Origin of the sequence: Flavobacterium sp. ov086 (assembly GCF_900187965.1) — a bacterium.
In the GTDB taxonomy this organism is placed as follows: domain Bacteria; phylum Bacteroidota; class Bacteroidia; order Flavobacteriales; family Flavobacteriaceae; genus Flavobacterium.
Genome location: NZ_FZNL01000004.1, coordinates 148,045 through 161,723, shown reverse-complemented (window position 1 = coordinate 161,723; position 13,679 = coordinate 148,045). Strand labels below are relative to the sequence as shown.

At 33.7% G+C, this 13,679-nt stretch carries 10 protein-coding genes; 2 read left to right on the top strand and 8 right to left on the bottom strand.

Annotated features, from left to right (window positions below):
- The first annotated feature begins 12 nt into the window (after positions 1–12).
- Positions 13–357: a 5-carboxymethyl-2-hydroxymuconate Delta-isomerase gene (locus CHB81_RS06220; protein ID WP_089351029.1), complete on the top strand. Its 345-nt coding sequence runs from the start codon at positions 13–15 to the stop codon at positions 355–357.
- 151 nt (positions 358–508) lie between these two features.
- Here CHB81_RS06220 and CHB81_RS06215 read toward each other — a convergent pair whose 3' ends face one another.
- From CHB81_RS06215 to CHB81_RS06195, 5 genes are all read right to left on the bottom strand, one after another.
- Positions 509–2,953, bottom strand: coding sequence for a glycoside hydrolase family 3 N-terminal domain-containing protein (locus CHB81_RS06215; protein ID WP_089351028.1), 2,445 nt, complete (start codon positions 2,951–2,953; stop codon positions 509–511).
- Between the two features lie 482 nt (positions 2,954–3,435).
- Entirely contained in the window at positions 3,436–5,697 is a 2,262-nt protein-coding gene (locus tag CHB81_RS06210) for an acyl-CoA dehydrogenase (protein ID WP_089351027.1), read from the bottom strand.
- Positions 5,698–5,810: 113 nt separating this feature from the next.
- A complete protein-coding gene (locus CHB81_RS06205) occupies positions 5,811–6,608 on the bottom strand; it encodes an SDR family oxidoreductase (RefSeq protein ID WP_089351026.1) in 798 nt (265 codons plus the stop codon).
- 61 nt (positions 6,609–6,669) lie between these two features.
- Complete coding sequence (locus CHB81_RS06200; protein WP_089351025.1) at positions 6,670–7,242, bottom strand: Crp/Fnr family transcriptional regulator; 573 nt, start codon at positions 7,240–7,242, stop codon at positions 6,670–6,672.
- A 400-nt stretch (positions 7,243–7,642) separates the two neighbouring features.
- Entirely contained in the window at positions 7,643–8,560 is a 918-nt protein-coding gene (locus tag CHB81_RS06195; RefSeq protein ID WP_089351024.1) for an EamA family transporter, read from the bottom strand.
- Between the two features lie 106 nt (positions 8,561–8,666).
- Here CHB81_RS06195 and CHB81_RS06190 point away from each other — a divergent pair, with 106 nt between their 5' ends.
- Positions 8,667–10,085, top strand: a complete 1,419-nt coding sequence (locus tag CHB81_RS06190; protein WP_089351023.1) for a PLP-dependent aminotransferase family protein — start codon at positions 8,667–8,669, stop codon at positions 10,083–10,085.
- A 395-nt stretch (positions 10,086–10,480) separates the two neighbouring features.
- Here CHB81_RS06190 and CHB81_RS06185 read toward each other — a convergent pair whose 3' ends face one another.
- The 3 genes from CHB81_RS06185 to CHB81_RS06175 form a co-directional block, all read right to left on the bottom strand.
- Complete coding sequence (locus CHB81_RS06185) at positions 10,481–11,428, bottom strand: bestrophin family protein (RefSeq protein WP_089351022.1); 948 nt, start codon at positions 11,426–11,428, stop codon at positions 10,481–10,483.
- Between the two features lie 46 nt (positions 11,429–11,474).
- Complete coding sequence (locus CHB81_RS06180; RefSeq protein ID WP_089351021.1) at positions 11,475–12,197, bottom strand: hypothetical protein; 723 nt, start codon at positions 12,195–12,197, stop codon at positions 11,475–11,477.
- Between the two features lie 77 nt (positions 12,198–12,274).
- Positions 12,275–13,678, bottom strand: coding sequence for a HAMP domain-containing sensor histidine kinase (locus CHB81_RS06175; RefSeq protein WP_089351020.1), 1,404 nt, complete (start codon positions 13,676–13,678; stop codon positions 12,275–12,277).
- Position 13,679 lies beyond the last annotated feature (1 nt).

Below are 13,679 nucleotides of genomic sequence, written 5' to 3'. Positions count from 1 at the left end.
ACATAAACACTCATGCCACACTTTGTTATTGATTGCTCTGAAAACGTAATCCGATTGAAATCTGCAGATGATATAATGCAGGAAGTTTTTAATGCGGCTTTATCAACAGAACTTTTTATTCCTTCTGAAATTAAGGTTCGTATTAATCCATTTTCGTATTATAATAACGGAAATTCTCTGAACGATTTTATTCATGTTTTCGGATATATTTTGGAAGGTCGAGATACGGATCAAAAAGCTCAATTATCAAAAGCAATTGTATCTAAACTGAATGCTACACTTCCTGAAGTTCCGGTTATTTCGATTAACATTAAAGATTTTGAAAAGGCTAGTTATTGCAATAAAACAATGGTTTAGAAACGATTCTTTTAATAGATGATATAAATAATCATATTTCAATAACGTTTATCTTATAAATAAAATAATTTCACTAAATACTCAGATTGAATCTTTAGTGAAATTATTTAATACGATTTCGGGTTTCTATAAAATATTTTTCCCTTTGAAACTAAGGCTTAAGCTCAGTAAATTTGGTTTCTAAATCAAAAGCTTTCTTTACTTTTTCGACTGTAAGTTCATTCGGAACCAAAAATTCCAATGTTTTCTTAATATCTAAAGAAGAAGCGCCAACCAAAACTTTATAAGTTCCTGCTTCGGCAATCCAGGCATTTTTATTCTCCAGAAATGAAGCTAAATCTTTAGGCAATAAAGTCAATTTTAGAGTTTCACTTTCACCCGGTTTTAATTCTTTGGTTTTACCAAAAGCTTTTAGTTCTTCTTTTGGTTTATCAATTGATTTTGAAGGTGCTGATAAATAAAGCTGAACCACTTCTTTACCCGAAACTTTCCCTGTGTTTTTTACTGTAACCGAAACTGTCAATGCTGAATTAAAAGTTGGTGAACTTAGTTTTACATCCGAAAAATCGAAAGTTGTATACGAATTTCCAAAACCAAATTCATAAGATGGTTTTACGTTAAAAGTGTTATAATAACGATATCCAACATAAACACCTTCTTCATAAGTTACATTTATCGGATTATCAGCAGGAGTTCCCAACCAGTTTTTAGCCGATGGTGTATCTTCATATTTCATTGGAAAAGTCATTGTAAGTTTTCCGGACGGATTTATTTTTCCTGAAAAAACATCAGCAACAGAATTTCCTCCTTCTTGTCCCGGTTGCCAAGACAATAAAATTGCATCTGCTTTATTTTTCCAGCTTGCCGTTTCAATAACACCGCCAACATTCATAATTACAACTACTTTTTTTCCTTTTGCATGAAAAGCTTCTGAAACATTATTGATTAATTCTACTTCATCATTTGCCAAATTAAAATCATCGTCAACCTTACGATCTCCGCCTTCACCTGAATTTCTTCCTATGGTAATAATTGCCAATTCAGATGATGAAGCTTGTTTTTCTAGAAAGTCTTTCTCCAGTTTTAATTCCGGTAATCGTTTTGGCAAAGCCAGGAAACCTTCTTTCTTGCGGCTTTCCATTTCTGTAGCTTTAACTTTAGCTACAAATGGCGTATAAGTTGTTTTAATTTCTTCGTTAAGTGAAAAACCTGCATTATTCAGACCTTCAATTAACGAAACAGTATAAGCTTCATTTACATCTCCGCTTCCTGTTCCTCCCGAAATAAAATCATAAGAAGTTACTCCAAAAACAGCTACTTTTCCTTTTTTATTGGTAAAAGGCAAAACGTTTTGATCATTTTTCAATAAAATCATTCCTTCAGAAGCCGCTTGTCTTGTAATTTGCGCGTGCTCTTTTAAGTTGGGTTTATCAGAGTATTTGTAATTTTCCATAATGGGAGATTTCAAAACCAACTCTACAATTCGTTCAACATTTCTGTCTACAACTTCTTTAGAAAGTTTTCCACTTTTCATGCTCTCAACAATTGCTGTTTTTTGAGCTGGAATTCCCGGCATCAATAAATCATTTCCTGAATCTAATTGTTGTGTTACATTACTGCTTCCTTCACTTATCGATTGAAATCCGGCAAAACCACCAAACCAATCCGTCATTACAATTCCTTTAAAACCCCATTCGTTACGAAGAATATCAGTCAATAAATCTTTTCTTGCCGAAGTATAAGTTCCGTTAATTAAATTATAAGAAGACATTACCGTCCATGGATTCGACTCTTTAACCGTGATTTCAAAACCTTTAAGGTAAATTTCTCGCATTGCTCTTTCGCTGATATGCTCGTTTATAGAAAGGCGATTCGTTTCCTGATTATTGGCTGCAAAATGCTTGATAGAAGTTCCTACTCCATTCGACTGAATTCCTTTTACCATTGCCGAAGCTATTTTTCCAGCCACTAAAGGATCTTCTGAATAATACTCGAAATTTCTTCCACACAACGGATTTCTATGAATATTCAAAGCCGGAGCCAATAAAACATCAACGCCATATTCTTTAACCTCATTTCCCATTGCTTTTCCCACACTTTCAATCAACGCCTCATTCCAAGTCGAAGCCAAAGCTGTTCCAACCGGAAACGCGGTACAATAATAAGTGTTTTTATCATTCTCCCGAATTGGTTTTATGCGCAGTCCCGCGGGTCCGTCAGCTACAATAATAGCCGGAATTCCTAAACGTTTAATTTCGTAAGTTCCTCCTGCAGCTCCGGGAACACGACCTTCAATAGCACCAACTACAGGTTTTAACCCGTCGAAACCTGGCATTCCGGTTCCCATAAGTAAATTCGCTTTCTCCTCATCAGTCATTTTATTGACAAGATCTTTAGCGCGTTCTTTGATTGAAAGACGTGTATCTTCATAAATATCCAATTTTCCGTTTTTATTCAAATCCTTAAAAGTAAATCCTTTAATAGTTAGAATTGGCGGATTATTTTCATCATTAGAAATACTATTCCATGATAAATTAGAAAGTACCAACGCGGTCAAAAGAGAAACTCGCGCTGTTTTTATAATTGTTTTTTTCATAGTTGGAAATTTTAGTGGTGTTGGTAAATGTGGAAACTATAAAACCTAAAATATTTCATTGCTTCACATAGAAGCAATATTAAATACTTTTTTCCATATCACCAAATAAAACAATATAAAATTTCACTTATCATAATATTAAACACACAAACATGTAATATTATTAACATGGTTCAGAATATTTCAATAATTACACATTACTAAAAAACCTTTAAAATCACTGATTTTTAAAGAGAATAAATAGAATTTCTAGGATTTTAAATGAATTGATAATAGCAAAAAAGCTTTGTCAAAGTTTTAAACTTCGACAAAGCTCTCGTTATTAAGTATTTTCCCGAATTGTCGAGGTACTTGCGGAGATCCCTCGTTCCTTGGGATGACAAGATTGGGTTTTGATTACGAATAAAAAATAGCCACGAATTCACGAATTTTCTCCAAACAATAATTTGAAAATATTCGTGAATTCGTGGCGAAAAAAAATATTATAAAGCCGCAATTGGCGCCGCCAGACAACTCTCCGGAATATTGAAGGCGTTTACTAATGAAACCGCATCTGGTCGAATATCCCAACAAAGCTGATTGACCATTTTACGAATTGCTTTGGTTTTTACGGCTTCCATATAACCGTCTTCAAGATACCACGCTTTGTTTTTTTCAAATTGCGAAAGTGCATATAAATGACTTAGTTTTGTCAATATCTCTTTTGTCTTTTGATCTCCTACTGTTTTTATTGCCAGTTGAAATTGTTCCAGAACTACTCTTTCCAAATAAGCCTGAGCTACATCGATCATTTGATGCTGAACTACATTAAAAGCATCATAAGGTTCTAAACCTCCGTCAACTAGTTTTTTGATACGTCTTGCAGCCGATGCTAGTATTGCCTTTTCTCGATGAATAAAAGCTTGTAAATGAAACTCGCCATCAAGCAAGTGTTCGTCATCTGTTCTTCGGGTTGCAATTGGATTTTTCTCTGTAATTGCTGTTTTTGCATTTTCGTATACATAATTGATGATTCCTAAAGAACCCATTTCACCAAACGATTTTCTAAACTCAGATAAACGGTTTTTAGCCACCAATTGCATCAAGACTGTATTATCACCTTCGAATGTGGTGTAAATTTCGGTATCATTTTTTAAAGCGTTGATTCGGTTTTCAGATAAATATCCTTTTCCACCGCAGGCTTCGCGACATTCTTGCAAAATATCTCTTGTGCTCCAGGTCGAATAAGATTTCATTCCGGCTGCCAAAGCTTCAATTTCCTGCATTTCGGCTTCGGTTCTGTTCAGAAAACGGGTTGTAAGATATTGTAAACCAAAGTGTACCGCGTACGTTTTTGCCAATGACGGAATCAATCTTCGTTGATGCATTCTGTAATTTAAAATTGGAACTTCTGATCCGCCTTCGGGACCAAATTGTCTGCGTTGATCGCCGTATCGAATAGCAATTGTTAATCCTGATTTGGCTGCAGCCAAAGCCGAACGCGGAATCCCGATTCGCCCTCCAACTAAAGTGCCTAACATGGTAAAAAAACGCCTATTATCACTCGGGATTGGACTTTCAAATTCTCCTTTATCATTTACAGAAGCAAAACGATCGAGCATATTTTCTTTCGGAATCACAACGTTATCAAAACTTATCGTTCCGTTATCTACGCCGTTTAATCCCATTTTATGACCACAATCACCAATTGTAACGCCTTTTAAAGTATTTCCGTTTGTATCCCGAAGTGGAACTACAAAAGCATTCACACCATAATCGTGATCATCAATAATTAGTTTTGCAAAAACAGTTGCCATTTGTCCGTGAACTGCGGCGTTGCCAATATATTCTTTTTGGGCATATTTGTTTGGCGTATGAATTACAAATGTCTGATCGTTATGATTGTAAGTTGCTGTTGTTTCAAGTCCTTTTACATTTGATCCATGATGCGTTTCGGTCATTGCAAAACAACCCGGAATTTTTAATGTACCAATATCTTTTAGGTATTTGGCATAATGTTTCTCTGTCCCTAACGACTGAACGCTCATTCCCCAAAGTCCAAACTGAACGCCAAATTTTATCACTAAACTTAAATCGTGGTAACTTAAGGTTTCCATGATCGCAAAATAATCAGCTATGTTTTCTCCTCCTCCATATTGTTTTGGATACGCCATATTTCCCAAATTTTCATCTGCGAGGATTTTGCACCAATTATAAACTGTTTGACGATACACATTTATATCTGTCGAAGTTTCGTAAGCAAACTCTGGTTTTGAAATAATCGATTTTACTTTTTTGATAATTGCAGCTTCTTTTCCGTCCAGAAGTTCTGTTATTTTCTGAATATCAAAATCACTGTTGGTTTGAGAATTTGCAGTAAAAGAACTTGCTTTAGTTTTGAAATTCTGAATTACTTCTTCTCCTAAAACTCCCAGATCATTCTCCAGCTTTATAAAATTGGATTTCAGTGCCGAAATATCCAAATCTTTTTCTGAAAGGGCTACTGCAATATCAAAAATCGATTTTATGTCTGTTTTATTCTGAATGTTTTTTTCAATATCCAGTTTCCATTGCGAGAGTTCATTTCGCGAAGGCGGATTTGAAATGTCTACTTTAGAAAGAAGCTGCTGTTTTTCTTCGGGCGAAAGCCAAGTCAAATCATTAATGAATTTCTGAATTGTGGTAAACTCTTTTTGAGTCAGCAAATCATCAGACCATACTAAATAAAACAACGGAGTAAAGGCTTGGAGCTTGGTATTTTTCATAAAGAATCTAAATTTAGCTTTTGTTAAATTAAAGAAATTTATGAATCAAAATACGTTAAGATTCTCATAATTAATCCGCAAGTTATTACACTTGCGAATTGAAAACTGAATATTTACTTTTTTAAACCATTTACCTTATCATTCATCATTTTTTGAACAATATTAATAACTGATTTTCTCGGTAATAATCTCGGTAAAAAAGATTGCAAATAATTCATTGTACCTACTATTTTAAAGCTTTTATTTTTTAATAATGCCGAAATTGCTTCTTTAGCAACTGTCTCTGAACTATCAGCACTCATACCTTTTGTATTTGCTTTGGCTATAGCCTGAAATCCTGTTGTTGTATTACCCGGACAAAGAGCAGTTATAGTTACACCTTTTTTGTAATATTCGCCATATAATGCTTCTGAAAAATTCAATACAAATGATTTACTTGCACAATAGGTCGCAACATACGGACACGGCTGCAATGCTCCTGTAGAGGCAACGTTAATGATTCCGCAATCTCCTTTTTCAAGCATTTCAGGCAATACCAGATAGCACAATTTTACAAGTGCATTAATATTGATCTCAATCATTTCTTCGTATCCGTCAATACTTTCATCCAAAAAATTGACCCATTTACCAAATCCCGCATTATTTATCAATAAATCTACTGAGAGTCCGGCTTGTTTTATTTGATTGTATAATTTTACGGGAGTATCTTTTTTTAAGAGATCACCCGTAAAGACATTAACCTCAACATTATATTTTTTCGAAATTTTGCTGGCCAGGACTTTTAGCTTGTCTTCTGATCGGGCGGTAATAATAAGATTTGCGCCTTTTTTTGCCAGTTCGTAAGCAAATGCTTCGCCAATTCCGGATGATGCTCCGGTAATAAGTACCGTTTTGTTTTTTACTGTTTTCATTTTTTTAGTTATTTTCTGATGCAAAAATCATAAATAACTAAATCAATCTACTTGACCTATGTTAGGTAATTAGCTGTCTTCTAATTCTGCTTAAGCTTTCTGGTTTAATTCCAATAAATGAAGCAATATATTGAAGAGGAACGTTTTGAATCATTGAAGGGGTATCTTTTAGTATTTTCAGATACCTTTTTTCAGCCGATAAATCAATAATGTCTTTTGTTCGTTGCTCATTATAAATTATCGATTTTTCATAAATAATTCTGGCGAAATCTGCCCATTTTTGACTCGTTTTACATAAAATATCAAAGTTATCTTTTGTAATACGTAATACTTCACATGACGTAATGCATTCAATATTATCCAACGCAATAGTTCCGTTTATAAAACTACTAAAAGAAGTAATAAACCCGGATGGGCAATTGATATGTGTTGTAATCTGATCGCCATTTTGATTGTAATAAACTCTTATAAAACCAGAATTAATAAAATACAAATACTTCGCAACTTTGTTTTCAACTTCCAGAATTTCTCCTTTGCTGCAATCTATAGTTTCAAAAAGACTTTCAACCAATATTGCATCTGATTTATCAATCTCTATGATCTCTGTTACAAGTTTAAGTAGCTTATTATACATTCTAATTTTATCTAGTTTAAATTCTTTTATTTTCTGGCAGATTACGCTAAATAAAAGTAATTGAATATTTTTAATTCAGGTTGGTAAAAAATGAAAAAAGTTTGCCACAGATTTAAAGGATTTTTTCTTCAGTTTCTAATACAAAATTTAAAATCAATTCGTGAATTCGTAACGGAAAAATGAAAAAAGTTTGCCACAAATTTCACTAATTTTCACTAATTATATTTTTTAAACTTACGCAAAGAAAAAATTCGTACTCATTCGTGAAATTCGTGGCAAAAAACCTCTCAAAAAAACTTCATAAAAAAACAGGAATGAAACTAATCATTCCTGTTTTGAATATCCTGAAGGTTCCGGTAATTTAACTTCTAAACCAATAAAAAATATAAACAACCTTTCGTTATTTTAGAACCTTTGGATATTGTAATAGTCTTTGCTTAATGGCAAAAATATGATGTGAATTAAAAACCAATACTGCAAGAAAAACGATTCCGTATGCCAGAATTTGTATTGGTCCGAATTTTTCTTTGTATAAAAACATCGCCAATAGAAAAGCTATCATTGGGTTTATATTTAAAAGCATCCCAACTGTTGATGAATTAATTCCCGAAAGGGCATATAAATTAAGGAACAACGGAAAGATTGTAAACAAAATTGCGATGGTTTCGATACAGAAATAAAACTTAAATTCTGTTGGAATCGGGCCGCTATAAGCCGGATAAAATGGCAATAAAAACAAGGCAGCCATTGTAATATGGAACGTTAGCACTATAAATTTATCAAAACCTTTGTTGATACGCTGACTTACCAAATAAGATGCGTATGTAAAACCAATAATGATGCTAAAAAACATGTCCATGATATTGGCATAAGACAAAAGCACACAGCCGGAAATACTTAGTCCAACCGCCATCCATTGTGTTTTGCTTAGTTTTTCATGCAAAATAAAATAGGCCAGTAAAGTGGTCAAAATTGGACAAACCAAATAGGCCAAAGAAGTGGCTTTTACGCTAACATGATTCATTACATAAATGAATGTGAACCAATTTGCCATTAGAAAAACGCTTCCGCCGATATTTAATAAGACCGTCTTTTTCTTCTCGGCTTTCGAAAATCCTTTAAAAGTTTCTATCGCTTCTTTTACTTTTTTTCGTCTGAATGTAGCAGAAATCAATAACATTAGAATACTACAACTAAAAACACGGTAGAATAAAATATCTAAAGAGGCATAGTCATGTATTGGTTTTAAAACCAAACTAAAAAATCCCCAGATTACAAAACAGGTAATCGCAGCTATGTAGTATTTTGTTGTTTTCACGGAAAGCTTTTTTAAATAATTTTCTGATTTAACAAATTTCTAAAAAATAAAACAGCAATACAGATACAGTTTTTGTAAATTGCACCATAACAGTTTTTATTTTTGTATGAAAAATTCTAATTACTTATATCTTCAGTTTGCTGACAGAATCGAAAAACAGATAAAATCGGGTCTCTTAAATGTTGGTGATAAACTGCCGTCAATCCGTGAAGTCTGCGCCGAAACCGGTTACAGCATGAGTACAGTTAGTAAGGCTTATTATGAAGTCGAAAGCCGTTCTTTGATCGAATCAAGACCACAATCGGGTTATTATGTAAGTAATACTTCGGCCAGAATAATTGATGAACCATCGCCAAGCAGCCCGATTTTAAGGTGTGAAAACGTTGACAGACAAGATTTAATCGATCAGGTTTACGGTAATATGATGGATGAGAGTATTACGATGCTTTCGCTGGGTTTTCCGTCTAATGAACTTCTGCCAATTGCCAAATTAAACAAAGGTATGGTTCAGGCAATGCGTCAACTGCCTAATAGCGGGACGAGTTACGAGCAAGTTAAAGGGAATCCTAATTTAAGACGGGAAATTGCAAGATGGTCTTTTACCTGGGGCGGATCACTAACGGAGGAAGATATTATTACAATGCCGGGCTGTACAAGTGCCATATCACATTGTCTGATGACGCTGACTAAACCGGGAGACACTATTATTACTGAAAGTCCGGCGTATTTTGGAATCTTGCAATTGGCTAAATCACTGGGATTGTATATTATGGAATTACCCACAAATATGACCACCGGAATTGAACTTGAGGCTTTGAAAAAAGCGCTTTCGTCCAAGAAAGTGAAGCTTTGTTTGTTGATGAGTAATTTTAGCAATCCATCCGGAAGTATGATGCCAAATGAACATAAACAAGAAGTAGTGAGATTAATGGAATTTTATAATATTCCGTTAATCGAAGATGATATTCACGGTGATTTGTACTTTGGCGCCAGCCGACCAACAAATTGTAAAACTTATGACGAAAGCGGAATTGTGCTTTGCTGCAGTTCAGTTTCTAAAACTCTGGCTCCGGGATATCGTGTGGGTTGGGTTTCGCCGGGGAAATTTAAAAAGGAAATTTTAAGGAATAAAATTTATCATACGCTCTCCTCTCCTACTATTACGCATCAGGTTGTTGGGGATTTTTTGAAAAACGGTCGTTATGAAAATCATCTTCGAAAAATACGCCAAATCCTGAATCAGAATTGTAATAATTATATCAATACTGTTCTGGAATCTTTTCCAACGGGAACGAAAGTAAGTCAGCCTCAAGGGGGATTTTTTCTTTGGCTTGAACTGGATAAAAACTTTGATACGGCGGCTTTTTATCATTTGGCGATGAAACATAATATTAGTATTGCGCCGGGAAGAATTTTCTCTTTGCAGGATCAGTTTTCTAATTGTATGCGATTGAGTTTTGGTTTACCGTGGACGAATGAATTGCGTCAATCAATACAAACACTGGGAAGATTGGCGGGGAAGTAAAATTTAATTGACACCCATAGAAACATAGATTTTATATATTAAAAAAAACACAAAAAGAAATATATTTCTTCGCACATAGCCAACTTTGTGTGTTTCAAATAAGTGAAACGCCTTTTCTAAGCTTGTAAACTATATTCTATGCTAATTTTTCTCGCAGATTTTAAAAAGATTTAAGTAGATTTACGCAGATGATTATCTGGAATTAAATCTGCTATAATCTGCAAAATCAGCGTGAAACAAAAATCTTTTTAATTCTTTATCCCGATAGCTATCGGGAGTGGCTATTTTTTTAATCTGTATTTCTATGTGTTAAAACAATTTACAGATTGTTCTAAAAACAAAAAACAACACCAATTAAGGTGTTGTTTTGCGAATAAATTAAAACCAATATTAATTTATAAAACGAAGTAAGCGTCGCTTTGCGCTTTTTTAGGCTCAGGCTTTAGGTCAAATTCTTTGATAATATCAAATTCGCTTTGAAACTCGTTTAGCATTTGCATCAGGTTCTTTTCAATTGTCATAGATATCATTGTAACAGGTGTATCTGTTGGTCTGTTTTCGAAAGGATCTTGCAGGTGAATTGCCATTTTTTCGATCAAAAAGAAGGTTCCTCCAATAATTGTAATCAACGGAACTGCAAACCAGCTCAACAAACTAATCAAACCAAAAGGCAATAACAGGATAAATAAACACAAGGTCATTCTGATATACATACTATAGGTTGTTGGAAAAATGGTATTTTTAATACGCTCACATTTTCCCATTGCATCACATAATCTTGTCAAAGTACCGTCAATTTCTACTTGTTGATAACGATTAAGACGTTTATCTTTTTTGGCAATTCTTAAATCTCTGGCGTGAAGCAGCAATATCGCATTTGGAATATTCTGATGATTTTTTATAAAATTCAGTTCTTCTTCGCTAATCAAATCTTTGATCGGTTTTATGGCATCTTTATTTCGCAAAGCCTGACCTAAACTATAACACCACGCAATTTGTCTTTTGGTGAAGTTTTCTTTAAACTCATTTGCTTCTACAGAGAAATCCGGGTCTTTATAAAAAGTCAGCATTTGCCTAACCAAAGTTCTGGACTCATTTACGATTGATCCCCAAATAATTCTCGCTTCCCACCATCTGTCGTAAGCCTGATTTGATTTGAAAGCCAATAATAAAGATATAATTGTACCTACCATTGTTGGAATCGCGATTGGTATTTCGACCGCTACGTTGATGAAATAATGGTGAAAAATTTCGAATAAAATAGTGTAAGCCATAACCAACCCTAATTCAACTTTGATTTTTCCGATAACATATCGCATTGGTATTCTTTTCTTTAATAACATATTTTTCGTTTTTAATTAAAACTATATTTTCTCAGAAGTTTTGGTTTTAAACCAACTCTTCATACAGCGAGAGCACCGGAAGTCCGAGTTTCTCGTTTATATTTTGTTTTTTTGTTTTCTTGAATTTTATTTTCTCTCCTTTACGTGTTTCTACTAGCAAATCGATGTCGTATTTTGAAATTGCTTCAGATAAATAAGGTGCAAAATTTTCGTAATTATCATCAAAATTGGCTGTTTGGCTTACAATTTCATAAGAGAAATTTTCGTTCAAAAATTGCTGAACATCCTTAACATGCATATTTGCATTGCCGTTTTCTATATAAAGTGCTTTATTAAAATCATTTTTAGCCTGCTCAAGTCCTAAATGTAAAATGGGACATTTTTGGTTTCCGGCTAATTGAATTAAATATTGATGAATACGTTTTGTTTCTTGTTTATAAGAATGTGTCAGAATTACCAATTTTATAGAGAAAACATCAATAATGCGTTTAAAAATTGGCGATGAAAGTCCGTATTGATTCTGTACTTTTATTTTGCAGTTTGGCGTGTGTTCGATCATGTATCGGCACGTTTCCAGAACTTCTTCCTGACTTGCTGTAAGTCCGGTTCTCATTTCGCGTAAAAAATGCGACGAAGAGAAAACATCCGGAGTATCAGAAACCATCATTAAAATGATTTCACAATTTGATTCTTTTGCTTGGTTAATTGCTGATTTTACAGCGCAAATAGTATCATCTTTTAAAGTAGTAGGTATAAGGAAATTTTTCATAAGTATAATCGTTTAGTTTATACATACAAAATAACTCCGCGTAAATTAGAAGGGTCTTAATCTAAAATTAGAATTTCCTAAGATTCAACATTAGAATTTTTAATGTTGCTTTTCTTGCTCTTTGATTTATTAAAAACAAGAGTCACAATCGTTCCTTTATTTTGTTCTGATTGTACCTGGATTTCGCCATCGTGCATACGGATAATTTTTGAGGCCAAAGGAAGCCCTAAACCATAACCAATATACTTGGCTGCAATTTTCCCTCTAAAGAAAGGTTCATACAAATGCGGAATATCCTCTGGCGGAATCCCGATTCCGATATCATTGATAGATATTTTAATCCAATCCTGATTGGCAGAAAGCGTTACGAAAACTTCGTTATTATCAGAATATTTAACTCCGTTTGTAATAATGTTGTTTATTGCCAACTCCAGAAGCGGTTTGTTGCAAGGAATTAAAAGCAAATTAGAATCTTTTGGCGCAAAATTAAGTTTAATGCTCACTCGGTTATCTGGATAAATTTTATCCAAATCAGATTTTACATCCATCAATAACTCGTCAATTCTGGCAATGTCTAATACTTGTTTCTTTCCGTCGTAGCCTGTTTGTGTCAATTTCAGCAAACTTTCAGTTAAGTTTCCTAATCTCGAAGCCTGACTGTAAATATTCTCTAATGATTGAATGTATTCCGAAACTTCTCGTTCTTTAAGAAGCATAATTTCAGACTCGGCAATAATGGTTGTTATTGGTGTTTTTAATTCGTGAGAAGCATTATTAATAAAATTAGCCTGAATTTCAAAAGAGGTTTCCAAACGATCCAACATATCATTAAAAGTCTCGGTAAGATCTGAAATCTCGTCTGAGTTTTTAACCGCCGGCAATCTGTTATGCAGGTTTGAAGCGCTAATTCGGTTTACTTCCTTAGTAATTCTTGCTACAGGATTAATAACACGTTTGGCAAGAAAACGTCCTAAAAAGAAAGCAAGGAATATAAATCCTATACCGCCAAAAAGCATGATTTTTACGATATAAATTGTCGTTGTGGGACCTTTTCGATCACGTGCACCAACAATTACAATATATTTCTGATTGTTTTCTGTAAAAATTTGTCCTAAATAATACTTATTATCTACTTCAAAGTAATCTTTACCCGTTTTTAGAATATTGGTATAAAACTCATTCGGAAGATTTAATTTTGTATTATAATCAAAACTATCGGCGCTGTTTATTTTCAGCACAAATTCTTCTTCTTCAATAAGTTCTTCCAGTCCGTTTTTCTTCAGATTACTGTAATATTTTATCTTTTCAGGATCTTTTTGAAAATGAATTGAAGCCACAATTTTAGCTCTGTCTTCTAGTCGTTTTAAGAAATGATAGCGATTATTTTCGCGAAACAATACAAAAACGATAATACACAATAATAGTGTACTAAAGGAAGAAAGTGCTACATAAGTAAAAGTTATTTTTTTTCTTACATCCATT